At 75.0% G+C, this 21,952-nt stretch carries 22 protein-coding genes and 1 tRNA gene; 9 read left to right on the forward strand and 14 right to left on the reverse strand.

The features are described 5' to 3' along the window. Positions 1-42 precede the first annotated feature (42 nt). Positions 43-936: a dihydrodipicolinate synthase family protein gene (locus tag AC1VL8_RS12875; protein ID WP_483075423.1), complete on the forward strand. Its 894-nt coding sequence runs from the start codon at positions 43-45 to the stop codon at positions 934-936. A gap of 105 nt (positions 937-1,041) precedes the next feature. On the opposite strand, the gene AC1VL8_RS12880 is transcribed toward AC1VL8_RS12875, so the two are convergent. The 3 genes from AC1VL8_RS12880 to AC1VL8_RS12890 all read right to left on the reverse strand — a co-directional run bounded on the left by AC1VL8_RS12880 (position 1,042) and on the right by AC1VL8_RS12890 (position 4,814). Then, positions 1,042-2,064 carry a hemolysin family protein gene (locus tag AC1VL8_RS12880; RefSeq protein ID WP_483075424.1) on the reverse strand — a complete coding sequence of 341 codons (1,023 nt, stop codon included), beginning with the start codon at positions 2,062-2,064 and terminating at the stop codon, positions 1,042-1,044. Then, on the reverse strand, positions 2,061-3,467 hold the full coding sequence (locus AC1VL8_RS12885) for a hemolysin family protein (RefSeq protein ID WP_389228148.1): 1,407 nt from the start codon (positions 3,465-3,467) through the stop codon (positions 2,061-2,063). The genes AC1VL8_RS12880 and AC1VL8_RS12885 overlap by 4 nt, the downstream gene beginning before the upstream one ends. Positions 3,468-3,629: 162 nt before the next feature. Next, positions 3,630-4,814 carry an AI-2E family transporter gene (locus tag AC1VL8_RS12890; protein WP_483075425.1) on the reverse strand — a complete coding sequence of 395 codons (1,185 nt, stop codon included), beginning with the start codon at positions 4,812-4,814 and terminating at the stop codon, positions 3,630-3,632. 190 nt (positions 4,815-5,004) lie between these two features. Between AC1VL8_RS12890 and AC1VL8_RS12895 the strand changes: the two genes are divergently transcribed. After that, positions 5,005-5,088, forward strand: a tRNA-Leu gene (locus tag AC1VL8_RS12895). Between the two features lie 102 nt (positions 5,089-5,190). Here AC1VL8_RS12895 and AC1VL8_RS12900 read toward each other — a convergent pair. The 4 genes from AC1VL8_RS12900 to AC1VL8_RS12915 all read right to left on the reverse strand — a co-directional run bounded on the left by AC1VL8_RS12900 (position 5,191) and on the right by AC1VL8_RS12915 (position 8,695). Continuing rightward, positions 5,191-5,961: an amino acid ABC transporter ATP-binding protein gene (locus tag AC1VL8_RS12900; RefSeq protein WP_389228154.1), complete on the reverse strand. Its 771-nt coding sequence runs from the start codon at positions 5,959-5,961 to the stop codon at positions 5,191-5,193. Positions 5,962-5,972: 11 nt separating this feature from the next. After that, positions 5,973-6,641, reverse strand: a complete 669-nt coding sequence (locus AC1VL8_RS12905; protein WP_483075426.1) for an amino acid ABC transporter permease — start codon at positions 6,639-6,641, stop codon at positions 5,973-5,975. 46 nt (positions 6,642-6,687) lie between these two features. Next, positions 6,688-7,533 carry an amino acid ABC transporter substrate-binding protein gene (locus AC1VL8_RS12910; protein WP_483075427.1) on the reverse strand — a complete coding sequence of 282 codons (846 nt, stop codon included), beginning with the start codon at positions 7,531-7,533 and terminating at the stop codon, positions 6,688-6,690. Positions 7,534-7,843: 310 nt separating this feature from the next. After that, positions 7,844-8,695 (reverse strand): helix-turn-helix transcriptional regulator, encoded by an 852-nt coding sequence (locus tag AC1VL8_RS12915; RefSeq protein ID WP_483075428.1) that lies wholly within the window; start codon positions 8,693-8,695, stop codon positions 7,844-7,846. A 100-nt stretch (positions 8,696-8,795) separates the two neighbouring features. Between AC1VL8_RS12915 and AC1VL8_RS12920 the strand changes: the two genes are divergently transcribed. After that, positions 8,796-9,560 carry an SDR family oxidoreductase gene (locus AC1VL8_RS12920; protein WP_483075429.1) on the forward strand — a complete coding sequence of 255 codons (765 nt, stop codon included), beginning with the start codon at positions 8,796-8,798 and terminating at the stop codon, positions 9,558-9,560. A gap of 6 nt (positions 9,561-9,566) precedes the next feature. On the opposite strand, the gene AC1VL8_RS12925 is transcribed toward AC1VL8_RS12920, so the two are convergent. Further along, positions 9,567-10,154, reverse strand: coding sequence for an NAD-dependent epimerase/dehydratase family protein (locus AC1VL8_RS12925; protein WP_483075430.1), 588 nt, complete (start codon positions 10,152-10,154; stop codon positions 9,567-9,569). A 466-nt stretch (positions 10,155-10,620) separates the two neighbouring features. Between AC1VL8_RS12925 and AC1VL8_RS12930 the strand changes: the two genes are divergently transcribed. Beyond that, on the forward strand, positions 10,621-11,346 hold the full coding sequence (locus AC1VL8_RS12930) for a TetR/AcrR family transcriptional regulator (protein ID WP_483075431.1): 726 nt from the start codon (positions 10,621-10,623) through the stop codon (positions 11,344-11,346). On the opposite strand, the gene AC1VL8_RS12935 is transcribed toward AC1VL8_RS12930, so the two are convergent. The 6 genes from AC1VL8_RS12935 to AC1VL8_RS12960 form a co-directional block, all read right to left on the reverse strand. Next, entirely contained in the window at positions 11,343-11,903 is a 561-nt protein-coding gene (locus AC1VL8_RS12935; protein WP_483075432.1) for a hypothetical protein, read from the reverse strand. The genes AC1VL8_RS12930 and AC1VL8_RS12935 overlap by 4 nt on opposite strands. Further along, a complete protein-coding gene (locus AC1VL8_RS12940; protein ID WP_483075433.1) occupies positions 11,900-12,577 on the reverse strand; it encodes a MarR family transcriptional regulator in 678 nt (225 codons plus the stop codon). The genes AC1VL8_RS12935 and AC1VL8_RS12940 overlap by 4 nt, the downstream gene beginning before the upstream one ends. A 55-nt stretch (positions 12,578-12,632) precedes the next feature. Next, on the reverse strand, positions 12,633-12,875 hold the full coding sequence (locus tag AC1VL8_RS12945) for a helix-turn-helix domain-containing protein (RefSeq protein WP_483075434.1): 243 nt from the start codon (positions 12,873-12,875) through the stop codon (positions 12,633-12,635). Then, on the reverse strand, positions 12,875-13,483 hold the full coding sequence (locus AC1VL8_RS12950) for a hypothetical protein (protein WP_483075435.1): 609 nt from the start codon (positions 13,481-13,483) through the stop codon (positions 12,875-12,877). Before AC1VL8_RS12950 ends, AC1VL8_RS12945 begins: the two co-directional genes overlap by 1 nt. A gap of 91 nt (positions 13,484-13,574) precedes the next feature. Then, positions 13,575-14,147, reverse strand: a complete 573-nt coding sequence (locus tag AC1VL8_RS12955; protein ID WP_483075436.1) for a dihydrofolate reductase family protein — start codon at positions 14,145-14,147, stop codon at positions 13,575-13,577. A 164-nt stretch (positions 14,148-14,311) separates the two neighbouring features. Continuing rightward, positions 14,312-14,917: a hypothetical protein gene (locus tag AC1VL8_RS12960; RefSeq protein WP_483075437.1), complete on the reverse strand. Its 606-nt coding sequence runs from the start codon at positions 14,915-14,917 to the stop codon at positions 14,312-14,314. Between the two features lie 76 nt (positions 14,918-14,993). Between AC1VL8_RS12960 and AC1VL8_RS12965 the strand changes: the two genes are divergently transcribed. The 5 genes from AC1VL8_RS12965 (at position 14,994) to AC1VL8_RS12985 (ending at position 21,924) form a co-directional block, all read left to right on the forward strand. Then, on the forward strand, positions 14,994-15,575 hold the full coding sequence (locus tag AC1VL8_RS12965) for a GNAT family N-acetyltransferase (protein WP_483076248.1): 582 nt from the start codon (positions 14,994-14,996) through the stop codon (positions 15,573-15,575). Between the two features lie 64 nt (positions 15,576-15,639). Continuing rightward, the gene (locus tag AC1VL8_RS12970; protein ID WP_389228190.1) at positions 15,640-17,127 is read left to right on the forward strand and encodes a DUF3375 domain-containing protein; all 1,488 of its coding nucleotides are present in this window, start codon (positions 15,640-15,642) and stop codon (positions 17,125-17,127) included. Further along, positions 17,124-18,005, forward strand: coding sequence for a DUF4194 domain-containing protein (locus AC1VL8_RS12975; protein ID WP_483075438.1), 882 nt, complete (start codon positions 17,124-17,126; stop codon positions 18,003-18,005). Before AC1VL8_RS12970 ends, AC1VL8_RS12975 begins: the two co-directional genes overlap by 4 nt. Continuing rightward, a complete protein-coding gene (locus AC1VL8_RS12980) occupies positions 18,002-21,373 on the forward strand; it encodes an ATP-binding protein (protein WP_483075439.1) in 3,372 nt (1,123 codons plus the stop codon). The genes AC1VL8_RS12975 and AC1VL8_RS12980 overlap by 4 nt, the downstream gene beginning before the upstream one ends. Further along, positions 21,370-21,924, forward strand: coding sequence for an adenylyl-sulfate kinase (locus AC1VL8_RS12985; RefSeq protein WP_389228199.1), 555 nt, complete (start codon positions 21,370-21,372; stop codon positions 21,922-21,924). Before AC1VL8_RS12980 ends, AC1VL8_RS12985 begins: the two co-directional genes overlap by 4 nt. Positions 21,925-21,952: the final 28 nt, after the last annotated feature.

Consider the following 21,952-nt stretch of genomic DNA (forward strand, 5'->3'; position numbering starts at 1 on the left):
CCGGACCGGCCACCCGGACGGGCACCGGCCTACCCTGGGCCGATGTCGCTCCTCGGACCCCTGGTCGCCTACCTGCCCACCCCGCGCGGCTCCGAGGGCGAGGTGCTCACCGAGCCGCTCGAGCAGCTCGTCGACCGGGCCGTCACCGCGGGGGCGTCCGGGGTCGCCGTGCTCGGCAGCACCGGCGGCTACCCGTACCTCACCGCGGCGGAACGTCGGCGGGTCGTCGAGGCGGCTGTCGAGGCCGCGGCCGGTCGGGTGCCGGTCGTCGCCGGGGTCGGTGCGTTCACCACCGACGAGGTCGTCGTGCACACCATCGTCGCCGAGCGCGCGGGCGTCTCCGCCGTCCTGCTGCCGACCCTGGCGTACCTGCCGCTGACCGACGCCGAGGTGCTGGGCCTGGTGCAGGACGTCGCGGGCGCGGCGCAGGTGCCGGTGTGGATCTACCACAACCCCGTGAGCACGAGCTTCCGGTTCGGCGTCGAGGCGCTGGCCCGCGCGGCCCAGGTCCCCGGCGTCGGCGGCGTGAAGGACCGTGGCGGCGACGTCGGCGAGCTGCGCGACCGCGTGCACGCGCTGGCCGCCTCCGTGCCCGCGCACGTCGAGATCGGCTGCTCCGGGGACGTCCTCGGCGTCGAGGGGCTGCTCGCCGGGGCACGCACCTGGCACTCCGGGCTCGCGAGCGTCCTGCCGGACTGGTACGTCGCGGTCGCGACGGCGGCTGCCGCGGGTGACGCGGACCGCGCCCGGGCGCTGATGGCCCGGCTGAGCCCTGTCGCGGAGCTCGTCGCCGCCCTCGGCGGCCCGCGCGCCGTGCACGCGCTCGCGCCCCTGACCGGCGTCGACCTGGGCCTGCTCCCGGCCCCGCTCCTCCCGGTCCCCCGCGAGGGCACCGAGGCCCTGACCCGCGCCCTGGACGCCCTCGGCACCCCTTAGCACCGAACCCGGCGAGGTCGAGGGTTTCGCCGCCGGAACGGGGCTGAAACCCTCGACCTCGGCCGAAACCCTCGACCTCGACCTCGACCGGCCCCGGCGGGCCGGTCAGGCGGGGGTGGGGGTGCCCGTCGCGACCGGGAAGAGGCGGGCCAGGACGTCCGCCAGGGTGACGACCCCGACGACCCGCTCGCCGTCGACCACGACCGCCAGGTGCCGTCGCTTCTCGCGCATCTCGGTGAGCGCGGCCGCGACCGGTGCGTCGGCGGGCAGCCGCAGCACGGGCCGCACGATCGGCGCCACGGGGGCGTCGTCGTCGTGCGCGAGGGTGTCGCGCACGTGCACCACGCCGTCCAGCGCCTCGCCCGAGCCGACGAGCACCCGCAGGTGCCCCGAGGTGCGGCTGATCGCGCGGACCTCGGCCATCGTGGCGCCGGGGCGCACCGACGTGGGCCCGCCGCCGGCCGCGACGAGGTCCTGCACGGTCATCGTCTGGAGCTCCAGGGCGCCGGTGATCTGCGCCGAGTAGGCCTCGTCCAGGGCGCCGACGTTCGCGGAGTGCTCGACGAGGTGCCGCAGGTCGTCGGGGTTCTGGCCGGTGGCGACCTGGTCGGCCGGCTCGACGCCGACCTTGCGCAGGCACCAGTTCGCGGCCTCGTTCAGCACCCGCAGCACCGGCCGGGTCAGCCACATGAACGCGCGCATCGGCGTGGCCAGCAGGATCGCGGACGTCTCGGGGTGCGCGATCGCCCAGGACTTCGGGGCCATCTCGCCGACCACGAGGTGCAGGAACGTCACGATCACGAGAGCCAGCACGAAGCCCGCGGCGTCGGCGACCCAGAGCGCGACGCCCCAGTCGGCGAACAACGGGGTCAGCCAGTGGTGCACGGCCGGCTTGGTGATGGCGCCGAGCGCGAGCGTGCACGCGGTGATGCCGAGCTGGGACCCGGCGAGCAGCACGGTCAGCTCGGTGGAGCTGCGCAGCGCGGCGCGGGCCGACCGGCTGCGGGGCGCGGCCTCCTCGAGGCGGTACCGCTTGGCGGCGAGCGCCGCGAACTCGACCGCGACGAAGAACGCGCTGAGCGCGATCAGGGCCACGGTGATCGCGATGACGACGACGGGGTCGCTCATCGGTCCTCCTCCTGGTCGCGGGTGATGGCGGCGGCGCGCTCGTCCTCGGTGGGCGGCGGGTCGGCGGGGACGGTGACGCGGACCAGCGCGGGCACGTGCCGCTCGATCGTCAGCACGTCGACGCGCATCCACACCGGGTCGGGCTCGCCGGCGTGGGCGAGCTCCCCGGGGTCGTCGGGCAGCAGCACGACGACGCTCGTGCCGGCCGCCGGCAGGGAGCCGTGCGCGGCGATGACCAGACCGCCGATGGTCTCGTGGTCGCCGCGCGGCAGGTCGCGCCCGACGGCGCGCTCCACCTCGTCGACGTGCACGTCGCCGGCCATCGTCCAGGTGCCGTCGTCCTCCACCAGCGTCGCGGGGAAGTCGCCGGGGTCGTGCTCGTCGGTGATCTCGCCGACGAGCTCCTCCGCGAGGTCCTCGAACGTCAGGACGCCGGCCAGGCCGCCGTACTCGTCGAGCACGCACGCGAGCTGGTTGCGGGTGGTGGCGAGCTGTCCGAGCGCGTCGGGCAGGCTCATCGACGTCGGCAGCAGCGCGGCCGGGCGCATCAGCGTCTCGACCGGGGCCTGCGACGGGCCGGCGACCGCGAGCACGTCCTGGAGGTGCACGACGCCGCGCACCTCGTCGTCCGGCCCGAGCACCGGGTACCGGGAGTGCCCGCTGGCCATGAGCTCGCGGACCTGGGTCACGGTGTCGCCGACGCGGACCACGTCGACGCGGGACCGGGGGATCATCGCGTGCTCGACGTCCTGGTCCGGGAAGTCGAGGATGCGGTCGAGCAGCATCGACAGCTCGCGGGGGAGGTCACCGCTCTCGGCGGACTCCGCGACGATGTGCTCGAGGTCGCGCGCCGTCGCGGAGTGCTCGACGTCGTGCACGGGCTCGATCCGCAGCACGCGCAGCAGCGCGTTGGACGCGGAGTCGAACACCCGGATCAACCAGCCGAAGACCCGCAGGTACAGCGTGGTCGACGTGGCGAGCGCCACCGCGACGGGCTCGGGGCGGGAGATGGCGAGGTTCTTCGGGAACAGCTCGCCGAACAGCATCTGCACGAGCGTCGACACCAGCAGCGCGAGGACGGTGCCGACCGCGATGCCCACCCCGGTGGGGACGCCGACGCCGCCGAGCGCCTCACCGAGCGACTCGCCGATCAGCGGCTCCGCGACGTAGCCGACCAGCAGCCCGGTCACGGTGATGCCGAGCTGGGCGCCGGACAGCATGAACGACGTGCGGCGCGTCACCTGGAGCGCGCGCCGGGCACCGGCGTCGCCGTCGGCCGCGCGCGCGTTCAGGCGCGACCGGTCGACGGCCATGTAGGCGAACTCCTGGGCCACGAAGTAGCCGGTCACCGCGGTGATCGCCAGCACGACCACCAGGCCGAGCAGCAGGGACAGGACCCACATCACCTCTCACCCCCCGTCGCGGTCTCGTGCCGGTCCAGGGGGTGCCTACTGTCGCTGTCCATCTCTCTCCAGGTCGCCCGTCAGGTCAGCGCTCCAACGGTCGGCCCGGCCGGGGAGTTCCCGCCGGGGACGAACGGGGACGATCCGGGTGCGTGAGGTGGGTCACGCGGGGGAGACGTCGCCCTCGTCGGCCGGTTCGTCCGCGGGGTCGACGACCGGCGCCGCCTCCTCGGTGGTCATCGGCGGGTCCGTCTGGTGGAACCGGGAGTAGATCGCCCACGCGACCGAGACGAGCGGCACGGCGATCACCGCGCCGAGGATCCCCGCGGTCAGCGTGCCACCGGTCACCGCCAGCGCGACGACGACGGGGTGCAGGGACACCTGCTTGCCCATCACGAGCGGCTGGAGCACGTGGCCCTCGAACTGCCCGATCAGCGCGATGCCGATGCCGACGACCGCCGCCTGCACCGGCCCGTTGGCGGCGAGCGCGACGATCATCGCGACGACCATCGCCGCGGGCGCGCCGATCAGGGGGATGAACGCGCCGATCAGCACCAGGACGGCGAGCGGAGCGGCGAGCGGCACCCCGATCAGCGACAGGAGGACGAACGCGAGGATGCCGTCGGTCACGGCGATGATGACGGTGCCCCGGGTGTAGCCGGAGAACGTGTACCAGCCCGCGCCGCCCGCGGTCTTCCAGGACTCCCGCGCGCCGGCCGGCATCTGGTTGACGAACCACGTCCACATCTCCGCGCCGCGCGCGAGGAAGAAGATCGCGCAGAACACCGACAGCGCCAGTGCCGTGAACACCTCGACCACGGAGCCCGCCGACGCCGCCGCCTGGCTCGCGAGGTCCCCGGCGTGCTGCTGGATCCACTCACGGCCGTTGTCGATCCACTCGGCGATCTGCTCGTTGGTGATCGAGACCGGCAGCGGCCCGTTCTCCAGGAAGTCGACGATCTGGTCGATGCCGTCGCCGAACTGCCGGGACAGGGCCTGCCACTGGTTGGCCACCGAGTAGCCGACGTAGAACACCATCCCGGCGAGCACCAGGAACCCGGACAGCAGCCCGAGGGCCGTCGCCAGCGGCCGGGGCATCACGCGGCTGTAGAAGTCGACGACCGGGCGCAGCACGGCGGTGAACACGAACGCGATGAACACGGCGACGAACAGCAGCTGCACCTGGGACGTGGCGAAGAAGACCAGCGCCACCCCGGCGAGCAGGACTAGCATCCGCCAGGTGACGCCCGCGGAGGTCCGCAGCCAGCGCGGGACGCCGTCGTCCGCTGCCGGGCCGGGCCGTCGCGGTCCGGCCACCCGCCGGGCGCCGCCCATCTGCTCCGCCATGACGTGCATCACCTCCGCGCCGCGGCAGGGGCGTCCCGAGGCGGTCTCGGCGCGGCTCGCGGGCTCCGGCCAGTGTGCTCCTACCTGCGGATGCGTGCTCGGCGGCAAGTCCGTGCTAGGTTTTCTCCCGCACCTGAGGGGTTGTCAGGGCGCCGGTGTGCGCCTCACGACGACCGTTCGGGAGACACCTGTCCGGGTGGCGGAATGGCAGACGCGCTAGCTCTGAGGTGCTAGTGCCCTAACGGGCGTGGGGGTTCAAGTCCCCCTCCGGACACTCGTTGAGACAGCGACGACGAAGGCCTCGACCCCCGCCAGGGTCGGGGCCTTCGTCGTACACCGGCGGTGCGCCCGAGTGTCGGGCGGCCCGGTACGGCGCCTACAGCGGGTCGAGGATCCGCCGCAGGAACTGCTGCGTCCGCTCGTGCGCGGGCCGGCCGAGCACCTCGGCGGGCGGCCCCTCCTCGACGACCACGCCGCCGTCGATGAACAGCACGTGGTCCGCGACCTGCTGGGCGAACCGGATCTCGTGGGTGACGACGACCATCGTCCAGCCCTCGGCGGCGAGGTCGCGCATGACGGTCAGCACCTCGCCGACGGTCTCGGGGTCGAGCGCGGACGTCGGCTCGTCGAACAGGATCAGCCGGGGGCGCAGCGCGAGCGCCCGCGCGATGCCGACGCGCTGCTGCTGCCCGCCGGAGAGCTCGTGCGGGTACGCGTCGGCCTTCGCGCCCAGGCCGACCTTCTCCAGGAGCGCGCGGGCCTCGGCGGTGGCCTCGGCGACCGGGCGGCGCTGGGCGTGCACGGGGCCCTCGACCAGGTTCTCCAGCGCGGTCCGGTGCGGGAACAGCTGGTGCGACTGGAACACCATCCCGGACTGGGCCCGCAGGCGCCGCAGCTCGGCCTGGCTGCGGCGTGCCGTGAAGTCCAGGCGCACGCCGGCGACCTCGACGGTGCCGGCGTCGGGGATCTCGAGGGCGTTGAGGCAGCGCAGCAGGGTGGTCTTGCCCGAGCCGGACGGCCCGATGACGACCGTGACGCTGCCGGGGGCGACGTCGAGGTCGATGCCGCGCAGCACCTGGTTGTCGCCGAACGACTTGGTCAGGCCACGCACCTGCACGAGCGGCGTGCCGGGGGAGGGGGTCGTCATGCTGCGCTCCGTCATGTCGCCACGTACCGGTCCAGGCGCCGCTCGAGCCGTCCCTGCGCGGACGAGAGCACCAGGCAGATCAGCCAGTAGATCACCGCGGCCAGCGAGTACAGGGTCATGAACTCGTACGTCGGGGCGGCGATCTCCTGGGCCTTGCGGAGCAGCTCGGTCACCATGATCGTCGAGGCGAGCGAGGTGTCCTTCACCAGGGAGATGAAGGTGTTCGACAGCGGCGGCACGGACACCCGCAGGGCCTGCGGCAGCACCACCCGGCGCAGCGTCATCGTCGGGCCGAGGCCGATGGTCGACGCCGCCTCCCACTGGCCGCGCGGGACGGACAGGATCGCCGCCCGGATCGTCTCGGCCGCGTACCCGCCGACGTTCAGCGAGAACGCGATCACGGCGGACGGGAACGGGTCGATGACGACGCCGAGCGACGGCAGCGCGTAGAAGATCAGGAACAGCTGCACCAGCAGCGGCGTCCCGCGGATCACCGAGATGTACGCGCGCGCGAGCCAGGACAGCACCGGGACCCGGGACAGCCGGGCGAGCGCCACCAGCAGCGCGATCACGAGGCCGGCGGCGAACGAGATGATCGTCAGCGGGATCGTGCCGCGCACCGCGCCCTCGAGCAGCGGGCCGACCGAGGTGCGCACCAGCTCCCAGGTGGTGTCGTTCACCGGCCCTCCTCACCGGCGGCGGACCGGGTCCGCGTCCGCCGCGGGGTCACTGCGAGACGTCCTCGCCGAACCAGGTGGTGGAGATCTCGGCGAGCGTGCCGTCGGCGCGCAGCGCGTCCAGGGCCTCGTCGATGGCGGGCGCGAGGTCCGAGCCCTTGAGGACCGGGAAGCCCTGCTCGACCCGGTCGTCGGTCTCGAACGCGATCTCCACGTCGGTGTCGCCGGTCGACTTCAGGTAGTCGAGGACGGCGAGGTTGTCGTTGAACGTCAGGTCGATGCGGCCCTGCTTGAGCAGCGCGATCGCCTGCGTGAAGCCCTCGACGGACTCGACGGTCGCGCCCGCGTCGGCGGCGACGGTGGACCAGTTCGACGTCGCGGACTGCGCGGTGGTCTTGCCGTCGACGTCGGCGAGCGACGTGATGTCGGTGGTGCCGGCCGGGACCACGACGACACCGGTGGACACGGTGTACGGCTCGCTGAAGTCGTACTTCGCGGTGCGCTCGTCGGTGATGCTGACCTGGTTCGCGATCACGTCGTACCGGTTCGCCTCGAGGCCCGCGAAGATCGAGTCCCACGTGGTCTCGGAGAACTCGACCTCGACGCCGAGCTGCTCCGCGACGGCGGTGATGACGTCGACGTCGTAGCCCGTGAGCTCGTCGGTGCCCGGGTCGTGGAAGCTGAACGGCGAGTAGGTGCCCTCGGTGCCGACCCGCAGCACCCCGGCCTCCTGGACCGCGGCGAGCGCGGAGCCGGGTGCGGCGGTGGAGCCCGACCCGTCGTCCGACGCGGAGCCCGAGCCGCACGCGGCGAGGCCGAGCGCGGTGGCGGCGACGGCCGCCGCGGCGAGGGCGCGCGTGCGGGTGGGGCGCTGGGCGAGGGGTCGTGCGGTCATGACGGTTCTCCGGTCGTCGAGGGGATCAGTGTGCGGGGTGCGGCGGGCGGCGGCACGCGGGACGCGGCGCCGGCGCGGCGGGGAGGTGGGGCCGGACGGGCGCGAGGCCGGGCGGCTCCGGGGCGCCCGGGCTCGGGCGGGGCGGCGGCTCCGGGGGAGCAGCGGCTGCGGGGAGCGGGAGGGCTCCTGGTGAGCGCGGGTCGCGGGGCGACGCGTCAGCGTCGGGGGCGGCGACAACACGACCCGGGCACGACGGGGGTCCGTCGGGCAGGGGTCGGTGCGGTGGTCACGGCGTCAGGCTAGCAGCGACTCAGGCCCGCTCGGACGCGAAGCGCTGCTCGCCCACGACGGACAGCAGGCGCAGCTGCTCGGCGCCCCGCGACCGCGCGGGGGCGGTCAGCACGAGCAGCGCCAGCGACCGGTCCTCGGTGAACAGGGCCTGGCAGTCGAGCTCGATCGTCCCGAGCTCGGGGTGCACGAGCGTCTTGTGGTCCTCGAACCGGGTGGCGACCTCCTGCCGGTCCCACAGCGCCGCGAACTCGGGCGACCGCGGCAGGAGCGCGTCGACCAGCTCGGCGGCGCGGGAGCCGGGCCCGTCCGCGCCGTGCGCCAGCCGCAGCGACGCGACCAGCGCCCGGGAGTGCCGGGCGTGGTCGGCCTCGGGGTACCGGACCCGCTCGGTCTCCGGGCGGGTGAACCACCGGTAGGCCTCGCTGCGGTCCAGTCCCGTCCAGCCGGAGGCGTCCCCGAGCAGCGCGACGGCCATCCGGTTCTGCACCAGCGTCTCGCCCGTGGTGGACAGGATGAGCGCGGGGGAGTCCTCGAGCCGGTCGAGCACCCGCAGCAGCGCGCCCGGCACCCCGGCGGCGGTGCCGCGCCGGTCCGGCGGGGCGTGCCCGGCGAGCCGGTACAGGTGGTCGCGCTCGTCGTCGGTGAGCTGCAGCGCGCGGGCCACCGCGGCGAGCATCGGCACGCTCGGCTGCGGGCCGCGCCGCTGCTCGAGGCGCGTGTAGTAGTCGACGGACATGACGGCGAGCTGCGCGACCTCCTCGCGGCGCAGCCCGGCGGTCCGGCGGCGGACGCCCACGGGCAGGCCGACGTCCTGCGGGCGCAGCTCCTCGCGGCGGCGGCGCAGGAAGGCGGCGAGCTCGGCGCGGTTCACCCGCCCATCATCGTCGTGGCGCGTCGGCGCAGCCAGGGACCGCGGATCCCCCGATCGGCCTGCTCTGGCAGGGTGCCGGGGTGTTCGGTTGGGTGGAGGCATGGACATCACCGGGAACACCGTCTTCATCCCCGGCGCGACCAGCGGCATCGGTCTCGCCCTCGCCGTCGCGCTGCACGAGCGCGGGAACACCGTCGTGGTCGGCGGGCGCCGTGCCGCCGTGCTGGAGCAGGTCGCCGCCGAGCACCCCGGCATCGGGACGGTCGTGGTCGACACGACCGACCCCGAGAGCGTCGCCGCGGCGTCCGCCCACGTGATCGCCACCTACCCGGAGGTGAACGTGCTGGTCGCGATGGCCGGCATCATGCAGGCCGAGGACTGGCGCACACCGGCCGGGTTCGTCGACTCCGCGGTGCGGACGGTGACCACCAACGTGCTCGGGCCGGTCCGGCTGATCGGCGCGTTCGTCGAGCACCTGCAGACCCGCCCCGACGCGACGATCATGACGGTCTCCTCCGGGCTGGCGTTCGCGCCGCTCGCCGCGACGCCCAGCTACAACGCGAGCAAGGCCGCGATCCACCAGCTGAGCGAGTCGATCCGCCTCCAGCTCGCGGGCACCGGCGTCCGGGTGGTCGAGCTGGTGCCGCCGGCGGTCCGCACGCCCCTGATGCCGGGCCACGAGGACAACGCGGCGGCGATGCCGCTGGACGCGTTCGTCGCGGAGGTGCTCGCGCTGGTGGAGGCGGAGCCCGACGCCACCGAGATCCTGGTCGAGGCGGTGAAGTTCCTCCGGTACGGCGAGGCGCGCGGCGACTACGCGCGGGTGGTCGAGACGCTCAACCGGACGGACCCGCACGGGCGGTGACGGCGCTTACGCCCGCACGGTGACCCCGGCGCTCGCCGCGGTCCGCCGGCAGACCTCGTCCCACGGGGTCGGGGCGATCCCGAACCGCTCCTGCGCGGCGGTGGAGTCCAGCACGTAGGGCCGGGTGAACTGGTAGAGCAGGGGGCGGATCTCCCGCATCAGCGGGGAGACGAGCCCCAGGGCGCGCACACCGGCGGGTCCGATCGCGCGGACCGGGACGGCGGGGCGACCCGCGGCGGCGAGCACGTCCGCGACGGCCTCGGCCTGGGTGCGCGGCGGGTTGCTGGGGACGTGCCAGACCCGGCCGTGGGCGCCGGGGTCGTCCGCCGCGGCCACGAGCGTCCGGGCGACGTCCAGCACGTCGGTGAAGGTGTGCGGCTGGTCGACGCGCCCGACCATCGTCACCGGCCGGCCGCGCAGGGCGGTGGGCAGCACCCGGCTGACGTGCCCGACGCCGGTGCCGACGTAGTCGGAGCCGCGCACCTCGACCGCGCGGACCCGGCCGGCCTCGTGCGCGGCGCGGGCGTCGGCCCACAGGCGTGCCCGCAGGACGCCCTTGCTGTCCGCCGCGGCGTCGGGCAGACCCTCGTGCATCGGACCGTCGACCGGGCCGAGCGGGTAGAGGTTGCCGACGATCGCGTAGACCGCTCCGGAGCTTCTCGGCGGCGGCGAGCAGCGACGCGGCGACGGGCGGCCACACCCGCGCCCACTGCGGGTAGCTGCCCGGGTTCACGGCGTTGTAGAGCACGTCGGCGCCGTCCGCGGCGCGGCGCAGCGCCTCGGCGTCGGCGGCGTCGAGCGCGAGGTGCCGGGCCCCGGGCGCGCCGGTCGGGCGGCCCGAGCGGGTCGCGACGGTGACGGCGTCCCCGCGGGCGGTGAGCAGGGCGGCGAGCGCGCGGCCGACGGGGCCGGCCCCGACGACGAGGTGGGATGCGGTCATGACGACTCCTCCGACTAGGGGAGAGCGGTGCTCTCGGAGTCAGTCTGGCGCGCACGGGGTCGCCTGGCAAGAGCAGTGCTCTCGGTTGTGGCAGGTGCTCTCCCTGTCGCAGGATGCAGCGTGACCTCCCGCGCCCCGACCGCCCGCCAGCTCGCCCGCGAGACCGTCCGCGCCGGGATCCTCGCCGCGGCGCGGGCCCGCCTGGCGCAGGACGGGGCGGCCGGGCTGAGCCTGCGGGCGGTCGCGCGGGACGTGGGCATGGTGTCGTCGGCCGTGTACCGGTACTTCCCCAGTCGCGACGACCTGCTCACGGCGCTGCTGGTCGAGGCGTACGACGCGCTCGGCGCGGCCGTCGAGGAGGCCGACGCCGCCGCAGGCCCCGAGGTCGGCGCCCGCTGGGTCGCCGCGTGCCGCGCGATCCGCCGCTGGTCGCTCGCGCACCCCGCCCAGTTCGCGCTGCTCTACGGCAGCCCCGTCCCGGGGTACGCCGCCCCGCAGGACACCGTCGTCCCGGCGACCCGGGTGGTCGCGGTGCTGCTCGGCGTGGTGCTCGCCGCCGTGGCCGAGGGCGCCGCGCCCGCCCGCCCCGCCGGAGCGCCGACGGGGGCCGAGGAGGCCGTCGCGCAGGCGCTGGCGTTCGCCCGGGCCCGCGGCGACGTGACCGGCGACGACGCCCCCGAGGTCACGGTCCGCACGCTGATGGCGTGGACCACGTTGTTCGGCGCGGTCTCGTTCGAGCTGTTCGGCCACTACGTCCGGGTGGTCGAGACCGACGCGTTCTACGACCAGCTCGTCGCCCGGCTGGCGGGGGACCTCGGGTTCACGGCGGTGTTCGGGGCGTCCTAGGCGGTCGGGCGTCGCGCGCGGTCGAGCACGTCCTCGGCGAGCGCGTGCAGGTACTCGTCGGGCGGGGTGTCGTCCGGGTACTCCGGCCCGAACACCTCCTCCGTGATCCGGACGGCCTGCGCGGGCTCCGTGACACCGAGGACCCGGAACAGCACCGTGAGGTCGTCGAGGTCACGGTCGCGTCCGGCGAGCATCTTCATCGCGAGCAGGTGCCGAGGCGAGGAGAGCAGGACCTCCAGCCCCGGGAGCACGAGCTCGACCGCGTCGGGGTCGTCAGCGCCGGGCACCAGGGACGCGACCTGGTCGTTCAGCCACGCGGCCGGCAGGCCGTGCCGGTCGGCGACGTGCCGGATCGCGGCCGTCAGCTGACCGCGGTCGCTGCGGAACACGGCGTCGACGTCGCGGGTCGCGGACCGGGTGTCGAACAGCAGCGCCATCGCAGCGCCACCGGCGACGTAGATGGTCGCGCGCCAGCCCCGGGCGGCGAGGAACGCCCCGACCTCGGTCAGCAGGTCGACGATGTCCTGGCGGGAGAGCTCGGGATCGGGGCGGCTCATGCGGTGACGAGGTTCCGTGCGTCGAACCAGATGCCGAGGCGGGCGAGCTCGGGCGGCGTGCGCTGCATCGCCAGGACGGCGCGTGCCCCGCGGCCGGACGGCCACCACCAGGTCGCCAGGGGGTCGAGGCGGGTCCAGAGCGGGGCCGGGTGGCCCAGTCGGCGCAGGTGCACGCGGACGGTGCCGGCGAGGAGGGCGTCCCATCGCTCGTCGCCGGTGGGGCCGGGGGGTGCCAGGGCCTCGTCGAGGCGCTCGAGGGCCGCCAGCAGCGGGATCTGGTTCACGCCGTCGAGCAGGAGCCGCAGGGCGCGGTCCTCGTCCCCGGACCCGCGGGCCTCGCCGACCGCGGCGGCGAGCTCGGGCATCGTCTGCCACCACCGGACCCCGCGGTCGCGCTCGGCGTCCAGCTCCTCGGAGAGCAGGACCGCCTCGCGCAGCGCCCGCATCGCCGGGTTCCCGTAGTTCGGCGTCAGGAGCTGGCGGCGACCGTGCGCGGTCGTCGACAGCAGCCCGTCCGCCGCGAGGTCGCGCACGGCGCGCGAGACCGAGGACGCGGGCCGGTGCAGCGCCCGGGCGAGGTCGGTGGCGCTCCGGCTCCCCGCGGGGGCGTGCACCAGCTCGCGCACGACGTCGCGCTGGACGTCGGTCCGGAACAGCGTGCTCGGCAGGCTCACCGCGCCAGGGTATCAACCACGATCTGAGCGATACCCGCGGGGGCGGCGTGTCTGGTCACCGCGCCGGCTCGCCGCGCGGCGTCACGACCAGCAGGTCGCCCACCTGGCACCTGAGCACGTCGCACACCGCCGTCAGCGTGGAGAACCGGATCGCGCGCGCCCGGTCGTTCTTCAGCACCGACAGGTTGACCACCGTCACCCCGACCAGCTCGGCCAGCCGGGTCAGCGTCATCCCGCGCTCGGCCAGCAGCTCGTCCAGCCGGCAGTGGATCCGCCCGGCGTCGTCCTCGGGGGGCATCAGACCAGGCCCTCGGAGTCGCGCTGCATCCGCTCGCCGGCGCCGAACGCCGCGGCGAGCGCCCCGACGGCCATCGCCGCGAGGATCGCCGTCCAGGACACCGGGGTGCGCACCTCGTCGGCGACGGCGGGGTCCGCGACCAGGGCGAGGACGCCGTTGGTGGTCATCACGGTGAACGCGAGGTGCAGCGCCCAGCCGCCGGCGACCAGCACCGACACGGCCGTGATGAGGCGGGTGGCCGTGCGGGAGAAGAACCGGCCCGAGAGCATCTGCCGGCACAGCAGCAGCACGCAGACCGTGACGGCGATCATCGCGAGCGGCGGGACCGCGGCGGCGCCCAGGGCGGACGCGAAGGTCGCCGCCGGCATGTCGGAGACGGACAGGGCGGCGCCGTCGACGGTGGCGGGGACGAGCGCGCCGCCCGGGCCGATCGGCAGCTCGACGCGCGCGCCGGTGAGCAGGACGTCGACCGGGACGTCGCGGTTCGGCAGCAGCCGGGCGACGTCGCTCACCAGCCGGACGAGGCTCGCGACGATCACGACGGCGCCCACGACGAGCACGCTCCACAGGTCGGCGGGGCGGGCGAACAGCGGCGACTTCTCTGGCACGGCGGTCTCCTCATATCGTTTCTCGATGTTATCGACAGACGATACACAGGAGGGTGTCGGTGATCCACCCCGCCAGGGGGAGGCGAGAGGGTCAGCGCCGCCGCACGTGCTCCGCGACCACGACACCGGACTCGAACGTCCGCGACGCCACCAGGTCCAGCGCGACCGGCGCGTACGCGGTGCGGCCGAACAGGGGGATGCCGTCGCCGAGCAGCAGCGGGTTGCGCTTCACCACCAGCCGGTCGATCTCGTCGACGAGCTGTGCGGCCAGCTCGCCGCCCCCGCAGAGCCAGATGTCCGCGCCGGGCTGCTCCTTGAGCGCGCGCGCCGTCGCGACGGGGTCGCGGTCCGTGACGACGAGGTTCTCGGCCGTGCCGGTGCGGCGCCGGGAGAACACGATCTGCTCCAGGTGGCGGTACGGGCTGTCGACCCCCTGGTCGAGGCCGACGGCGTAGGTGTTCCAGCCCATCAGCACGGTCGCGAACCGGCTGCGGGTCTGCGGGACGCCCAGGTGCTCCGCCGCGGCGGTCGGGAGGGTGTCGGCGTACGCGGCGGCCTGGAACGCGATGTGGTCGCCGGTGACCGGGAAGGCGTCGAACTGGCCGTCCGGGCCGGCGATGTAGCCGTCCAGGCTGGCGGCGACGTAGTACACGAGCTCGCGCACGGGGTGGTCCTCTCGTCGGCGGGGGATCGCGGCCACGGTAGGGCGGGTCGCTCGTCGGGCGCGCGGGGTTTCTTCCCACCGGCCGTTCGGGTGAGCGCGACGAGTTCACCCGCGAACTAGCCCAAAAGTGGTCAAACCGGACACTAGCCTCGGGGCACCGAGGCTCACCGGCAGCGTCGCCACCCCCCCCGGAGGACACCGTGCACACCCGTCTCGTCGCCCTGCCCGCGGTGACCGACGCCGACGTCCAGGCCTGGCGACGCCTCGCCGAGGACACCGCCGAACCCAACGCGTTCCTCGACCCCCGGTTCCTCGTCCCCGCGCGGCACCGCGCGGGGGAGGCCGCCGACCTGCGGCTGCTCGTCGTCCAGGACGGCGGGGAGTGGGTCGGGGCGCTCGCGGTCACCACCAAGGCGGTCGCCCCGGGCGTCCCGGTGCGCGCCGCCACCACCGGCGGCCGGTTCATGACGACGCACTCCGACCGGCACCACCCGCTGCTGCGCCGGGGCCGCGAGACCGAGGCGCTCGAGGCGCTGCTGCGCGGCGCGCGCCGGGTCGGCCTGCCCGGGCTCGTCCAGCTGCAGCACTTCCCGGCCCAGGGCCCGCTCGCCGACGCGCTCGCCCGGGTGCTGCGCCGGTCCACGATGCTCGTGCACGAACGGCGGCGCGCCACCAGCGCCTTCGCGACCCGGACCAGCCTCCCGTCCGTGCGGCGCCTCGACGCCGGCGCTCGCGCGGTGGTCGTCGACCCGCCGCTCGCGTGCGACCACATGGGCTCCGGGCGGCGCAAGGACCTGCGCCGCCGGGTCCGCAAGCTTCGAGCGCGAGCTCGGCGGCCCCCTCGAGCTGCACGACGTGAGCGCCGACCCCGGCGCGGACGACGCGTTCGTCGACCTGCAGGCCTCCGGGTGGAAGGGCGACGTCGAGCGGGGTGGTGCCGCCCTCCGGCTCGACCCCGTCGCCCTGCGCTGGTTCCGGGAGGTGCTGGCCGGGTTCCGGCGGGACGGCGACGTGCTCGCGCTCCGCCTCGTCGCCGGCGGGCAGACGCTCTGGACGGGCTACACCCTGCGGTCGGGCGGCACGTACTTCGGGTTCCTCGACGCCTACGCCGACGAGCACCGGCAGCACAGCCCCGGCGCGATCGGGCGGCTCGCGGAGCTGGCCCACCTGTTCGCCGCCACCGACGCACCGCACCTCGACCCCGCGTTCGACGCCCGCTACGCCACCGGCGCGCAGCTGTACCCCGACCAGCGCACCCACGTGGACCTGCTCGTGTCGACCCGAGGACTGGTCGCGCACAGCGCCGTGCGGGCGGCGCCGGTCGCGAAGAAGCTCGGGTTCGGCGCCCACGCGCTCGCGGCCCCGCTGGTCCCCGGGTACGCCGCGGAGCTGGAGCAGGTGCTCACCCTCGTGGGCGCCGGCGTCTGAGCCCGGCGCCGCGGGGCGCGGTCTGGTCCCGACCACCCCCGCCCCGCAACTACGCTGTCCGGCGATGATCACTCGTGCCGAAGGGGCGTACCTGGGCGCCGTCCGGGCCTTCCAGAACCCGATGCTGGACCTGCTGCACAAGCGGTACGCCCCCCTGGTGGTGTCGCTGCTGTCGGTGGTGTTCACCGCGGAGCGACCCCACGTCCCGGTCGCGGACGCGCACACCGAGGTCGGCGACGCCCTCGACCAGCTGCGCGCCGCCGGGTACGAGGAGAACCTGCCCACCGGCACCGCGCGCGACCTGTGCCGCCAGTGGGCCGACGCGGGCTGGCTGGTGCGTCAGGTCCTCGACGACGACGTCGAGGTCTACCAGCTGTCCGCGCACGCCGTCGGGGCCCTCGAGGTCGCCGGGCGCGCGGGCGGCACCCGCGCGCGCGTGTCCCAGTCCCGGGTCCGGACGCTGCTCGACGCCGTCGGGCGGCTCGCGGAGGACGCCGACCCCGACGTGCTCATGCGGATGGCCCGGCTCGACGCCGAGATCGCCCGGCTGCGCGCCGAGCTCGAGCACGTGCAGAAGACCGGGACGGTCGAGCAGGTCGACGACGAGCAGCTGCTCGAGGAGGCGGAGAACGTCCTGCACCTCGTGCGGGAGCTGCCCGCGGACTTCGCCCGCGTCGCCGAGTCGATCAAGGCGATGCAGCGCGACGTCGTCACCGCGCTGCGTCAGGACGAGCGGCCCACCGGCGAGGTGCTGCGCGAGTACCTGGAGCGTGGCGAGCACGTCATGGAGTCCACCGCCGAGGGCCGCGCGTTCGCCGGCGCGCTGCGCCTGATCGGCGACCCGCAGCGGCTCGACCAGCTCGCGAGCCAGCTCGACGTCGTCCTGCGGCACCGGTTCACCCGCCGGCTGCCCGCGCCGCAGCGCGCCGAGCTGCGGGAGATCGGCCGGCGGATCGAGCAGGGCCTGGACCAGGTGTTCACCGCCCAGCGCGAGGCGTCCTACGTCATCACCGCGCAGGTGCGCAACCACGACCCGCTGCGCGACCGGCAGGTCGACGAGCTGCTCCGCGACGTCATGACCGGCCTGCAGGCGTGGGTGCCCGGCGCCCGCCGGGGGCAGGCCGTCGACCCGCTGCGCCGGCTGCCCGTCGCGGAGGTCGAGCACCTGCGGCAGTCCGCCGGCGACCTGCGCCGGGCCCAGCCGCCGAGCCCGCTCGCCGAGTGGGACGACGACGGCGGCGACGCCGCGGCCGACGAGGCGCTGGCCTGGGGCGGGCCGCACTACGCCGAGCTGGGGCAGCACCTGCGGGGCTTCGCGCGCGACGCCGCGCAGGTGGACGTCGCCGCGGCGTTCAACGCCGCCCCCGCGGTGCTGCGCCGGCCGGTGGACCTGCTCGGGCTGCTGGAGATCGCGCACCAGCGCGGCATGGTCGAGACGGACGAGGTCGCCTACGTGGACGCGGTCCGCCCCGACGGCACGCGCCGCCGGTTCGCGTTCGGCGCGGTGACCACCAGGAGCACGGACGACGAGGACGAGGGACGCGACCGATGACCGACCAGACCACCACGACCGAGGTGCCGGACGAGGTCGTCGAGCCCGGGGACCCGTTCATCACGCCCGTGCCGATGGAGGAGGACCCGGCCGAGCTGTTCGCCGGCGACTCCGGCACGCTCGACGCCGACGTCCGCCGCGTCCTGGTCCGGCTGCTCCAGCGCCGGTTCCTGCTCGCGGACAAGAACCGCGCGCAGTGGCGGACCCTGCTCGACAACCAGCAGGTCATCGAGTCGCGGCTGCACGACCTGTTCGTGCACCTGGTCGTCGACCACCAGCGCGGCGTCGCGTACAAGAAGCAGGTCCGCTCCGCCGAGCTCGACGTGCCGGTGCTGCTGCGCGACGAGGCGTACACCCGCGCCGAGACGCTGGTGCTGGTGCACCTGCGGTCCGTCTACCTGCGCGGGCAGAGCGCGGGGGAGGCGTCGGTGCGCGTCGACGTCGAGGAGATCGAGCAGACGGCGCTGACCTACTTCGACCCCGACGACACCAACGTCGCCGCGCGGCAGCGGGAGATCCGCACCGCCGTCGCACGCCTGGCGAAGGAGGGCGTCGTCGAGGAGGAGTCCGAGGGCCGGTTCCGCGTCACGGCGCTGGTCGAGATCGTGCTCAGCAACGAGCGGCTGGCCGAGCTCAGCGCCTGGCTGCGGGAGCAGGTGCGCACGGGCGGTGAGCCGCTGGTGATCGACGAGCCGGACGCCGACGCGGTGCCGGAGGTCGAGACCGACGCCGAGACCGACGCCGACGCCGACGCCGTGCCCGAGGCCGACACCGTGCCCGAGATCGACGACGAGCCGCGGCCCGACCCCGGCCCGACCCTCGAGGAGGCCGCCGCGGCGGACACCGGCACCACCACGACCGAGGAGGTCGCGCGATGACGATGGTCGACACGCTGTTCGGGCTGGTGCCCGCCGCGTCCACCGGGCAGCAGTGGGTCGCCCGCGACCTGCAGCTGGTGAACTGGGGCGGGTACGACGGCCACCACCGGGTGCGCCTGGCCTCGACCGCCACGCTGCTGTCGGGCGGCTCGGGCTCGGGCAAGTCCACGCTGATGGACGCCTACATCGCGCTGCTGATGCCGCACACCACGCCGTTCAACGGCGCGTCCAACGGCGGGGTCGTGGGCCGGCCGCGCGGCAAGGACCAGCGCAACATCCTGTCCTACGCGCGCGGCAAGGTCGACGAGTCGCGGACCGAGGACGGCACCCGGCAGCGGGTGCTGCGCGGCGACGACCGGGACACCTGGTCGGCGATCGCGATGACCTGGGTGGACCAGGCCGGCCGCGAGTTCACCGGCGTGCGCGCCTGGTACGTCCCGTCGGCCGCCCGGACGCTCGAGGACGTGCTGGCGCTGCGCGCGACGGCGGACGGACCGTTCGACCTGCGGGAGCTCGAGGACGCGGCCGCGGACCGGTTCGCCCGGCCGGTCGTCGTCGCGCTCGGCCTGACGCCGTTCGACACCGACCGCGAGTTCACCGCGCGGCTGCACTCCACGCTGGGAATCGGCGCCACCGGTGACGGCACCAAGGCGGTCGCGCTGCTCGGCCGGATCCAGGCGGGCCAGCAGATCACCACCGTCGACGCCCTGTACAAGGCGATGGTGCTGGAGGAGCCGAGCACGTTCGCCACGGCGGACGCCGTGGTCGAGCAGTTCGACAAGCTGTCCGGCACCCGCGAGCAGATGATCACCGCCCGCCAGCAGGTCAAGGCGCTGGAGGCGATCCGCGGGCACCGCGCGGCCGTCGACGAGGCCGCCGAGCGGCTGCGCGTGATCGACCAGGTGGGCACGTTCGACGACGAGGGCTCGCCCGCGGCGCTGTGGAAGCACGAGCGGCGCCTCGGGCTGCTGCGCGCCGTCGAGGAGGAGCTGCAGCGCGGCCACCAGCAGGCCGAGCGGCGCGCGGTGGAGACCACCGGCCGGATCGCCGCGGCGCGCTCCGAGCTGGACGGCGTCCGGGAGACCCTGTGGTCCTCCGGCGGCGACCGGCTGGCGACCGCGCAGCGCGAGCTCAGCGCCACGCAGGACAAGCTGGAGCGCGTGACCCGGGCGCGGACCCGGCTCGACGAGGTGCTGCGCACCGGCCTGGGCACCGCCGTCAGCACCGAGGCGGAGTTCGACGCCCTCGCCGCCCGGGGCCGGGCGGCGCAGTCCGACGGCGACGCGAAGTCCGCCGCGCGCACCGACTTCGGCGCCGCGATGGCGGAGAAGAAGGCCGCCGGCGTCGACCTCGCCGTGCTCCGGTCCGACCGCGACGCCGTCGCGCGCCGGTCCGACAACATCCCCGGCGAGCTGCACCGCGCCCGCGCGGCGCTGGCCGAGGCGGCCGGGCTCACCCCCGAGCAGCTGCCGTTCGTCGCCGAGCTGATCGAGGTCCGCACGGAGCACGAGCCGTGGCGCGAGGCGTTCAACCTCGCGCTCGGCGGGTTCGCGACCCGGCTGCTGATCGACTCGGCCCACCTGACGGCGTTCCGCCGGGCGATCGACGCCGTGCCGACCGGCCGCCGGATCCGGTTCGAGGGCGTGCCGACGGACCTGACGTCCGACGTGGCGCTCGACGGCCGGACGCTGCCGGGGCGGCTGGACTTCCGCCCGGGGCCGTTCACCGGCTGGCTGCGCAGCGAGCTCGCCGCGAAGTTCGCCTACGTCTGCGTCGACACCCCCGGCGAGCTGTCGCAGCACGCCAAGGCGCTCACCCGCGGCGGCCAGGTCTCCGAGGGGCGCCGCGGCGCGCACGGCGGCCAGGGGCACGCGAACGTCCTCGGCTTCACCAACAGCCGCCGGCTCGCGTACCTGGACGAGCAGATCGCCGCCGCCCAGGTACGCCTGGAGGCCGCCGAGCAGCAGGTGCAGGCCGCCGAGGAGCGTCTCGACTCCCACGACGTCGAGCTGCGCGCGTACGAGCAGCTCGACGCCGTCAGCTGGGACCAGGTCGACGTCGCCGCCGTCGAGGCCGAGCAGGCGCGCTGGGCCCGGGTCATCGAGGACGTCACGGCCGGCAACCCCGAGGTGACGCGCCTGCAGCAGCGGGTCGCCGAGCTGGAGGCCACGATCCGGTCGCTCACCGAGGAGGTCGGCCGCACCAAGGGCGCCGCCGAGGACCTGGGCGGACGCTGGTCGTCGGTCACCGACGAGGTCGACGTCGCCCAGCTCGCCCTGGACACGGCGCAGGACGCCGGGGTCGAGGTCGGGGACGACCAGCGCGCGTACCTCGACGCGCTGCTCGGCGGCACCGGCTCGTCCGGCGGCCCGGGCGCCGTCGCACCCGCGCCCGTCACGGCGCTGGCCGCGTTCGACGGCACCGTCGCGCGCGCGAACGAGATCCTCCGGGGCGACCGGCAGGCCGCCCAGCAGACGATCGGCACCGCGCGCGAGTCGCTGCGCCGCACGTTCGAGACGTTCGTCGAGCGCTGGCCCGACCCGAACCTCGGCACCGACCCCGACGGCGCGTACGGGGACTTCGAGCGCATCCTGTCGGCGCTGGAGACCAACGGGCTGCACGAGCTCGAGGCGGAGTGGCGCAAGAGCCTGCTGCGCCTGTCCGGCAACGACCTCAGCGACCTGCACAACGCGCTCAGCCGCTCGGTCCGGGAGATCAAGGAGCGGATCCGCCCGGTCAACGACATCCTCGCGGACCTGCCGTTCGCCGACGACGACCACCGGCTGCGGATCGACGCCCGCGACACCCAGTCGACGGTCGTCGCCCGGTTCCGCAAGGAGCTCAAGGACCTGCGCGACCTGCTCGCGAACGAGGCCACCGACGCCGAGCGGGAGCGCCGGTACCACCGGATGGCGAAGGTCATCGACCGGATCCGCCGGACCGCCCCCGACTTCGCCGACCTGGTCGACGTGCGCCGCCACGTGCGGCTCAGCGCCGAGAAGGTCGACCTCGAGGGCAACCACGTGGCGCTGTACGACCACATCGGGGAGAAGTCCGGCGGCGAGTCGCAGGAGCTGGTGGCGTTCATCGTCGGCGCGGCCCTGCGGTACCAGCTCGGCGACGCCGGGGCGGAGCGTCCCCGGTACGCGCCGGTGTTCCTCGACGAGGCGCTGATCAAGGCCGACGCCCGGTTCACCGGCCGCGCGATCGGCGCGTGGCGCGGGCTCGGTTTCCAGCTGGTCATCGGCGCGCCGAACGACAAGTTCAGCGCCCTGGAGCCGCACGTCGACCTCAAGTACGTCGTGCTGAAGGACACCACCGGCCGCTCGCGGACCAAGCCGGTCGCGGGCGTGGCACCCACGGCATGACCCCGGTCGACGCGCGTCCGGAGCCGGAGGTCCTGCTGGTCGCGGGCCGCTCCGGCTCCGGGAAGTCGGCGGTGGCGTTCGAGCTGTCCGCCCGCTGGGCGCGCGCCGGCCTCGCGCACTGCCTGGTCGACGGGGACAACCTCAGCGCCGCGTACCCCAAGCCGGCGCGCGACCCGCAGGGGACCGGGCTGACCGAGGCGAACCTGCGCGCCGTCTGGGCGACGTACGCCGCCGCGGGCTACCGGCGCCTCGTCTACGTGAACACGGTGAGCGTCCTGGAGCGGGAGCTCGTCGTGCGCGCCCTCGGCGGCCGGGCGCGGGTGACCGGAGCCCTGCTCACCGCCTCGGCCCGCACCATCCACGACCGGCTCGGCGCCCGCGAGATCGGCACCGAGCTGCGCGCGCACCTCGACCGCAGCGCGGCCGCCGCGGAGCTGCTCGACCGCGCGGCCGGGGCGTGGGTCGCGCGCGTGCCCACGGACGGGCGGGACGTCGAGGTCGTGGCGCGCGACGTCGCGGCGGCGTCGGGGTGGGAGACCGCGGGCGCCTGACGCCGGTCGCACCCGACCGCCGTCCTGT

The sequence above is a fragment of the Cellulomonas sp. KU4C genome (genome assembly GCF_056868065.1).

Coding starts and splice junctions, on each gene's coding strand:
- AC1VL8_RS12875 (WP_483075423.1), top strand. CDS start 43: ATGTCGCTCCTCGGACCCCTGGTCGCCTACCTGCCCACCCCGCGCGGC.
- AC1VL8_RS12880 (WP_483075424.1), bottom strand. CDS start 2,064: ATGAGCGACCCCGTCGTCGTCATCGCGATCACCGTGGCCCTGATCGCG.
- AC1VL8_RS12885 (WP_389228148.1), bottom strand. CDS start 3,467: ATGTGGGTCCTGTCCCTGCTGCTCGGCCTGGTGGTCGTGCTGGCGATC.
- AC1VL8_RS12890 (WP_483075425.1), bottom strand. CDS start 4,814: ATGGCGGAGCAGATGGGCGGCGCCCGGCGGGTGGCCGGACCGCGACGG.
- AC1VL8_RS12900 (WP_389228154.1), bottom strand. CDS start 5,961: ATGACGACCCCCTCCCCCGGCACGCCGCTCGTGCAGGTGCGTGGCCTG.
- AC1VL8_RS12910 (WP_483075427.1), bottom strand. CDS start 7,533: ATGACCGCACGACCCCTCGCCCAGCGCCCCACCCGCACGCGCGCCCTC.
- AC1VL8_RS12920 (WP_483075429.1), top strand. CDS start 8,796: ATGGACATCACCGGGAACACCGTCTTCATCCCCGGCGCGACCAGCGGC.
- AC1VL8_RS12925 (WP_483075430.1), bottom strand. CDS start 10,154: ATGCACGAGGGTCTGCCCGACGCCGCGGCGGACAGCAAGGGCGTCCTG.
- AC1VL8_RS12935 (WP_483075432.1), bottom strand. CDS start 11,903: ATGAGCCGCCCCGATCCCGAGCTCTCCCGCCAGGACATCGTCGACCTG.
- AC1VL8_RS12945 (WP_483075434.1), bottom strand. CDS start 12,875: ATGCCCCCCGAGGACGACGCCGGGCGGATCCACTGCCGGCTGGACGAG.
- AC1VL8_RS12970 (WP_389228190.1), top strand. CDS start 15,640: ATGATCACTCGTGCCGAAGGGGCGTACCTGGGCGCCGTCCGGGCCTTC.
- AC1VL8_RS12975 (WP_483075438.1), top strand. CDS start 17,124: ATGACCGACCAGACCACCACGACCGAGGTGCCGGACGAGGTCGTCGAG.
- AC1VL8_RS12980 (WP_483075439.1), top strand. CDS start 18,002: ATGACGATGGTCGACACGCTGTTCGGGCTGGTGCCCGCCGCGTCCACC.
- AC1VL8_RS12985 (WP_389228199.1), top strand. CDS start 21,370: ATGACCCCGGTCGACGCGCGTCCGGAGCCGGAGGTCCTGCTGGTCGCG.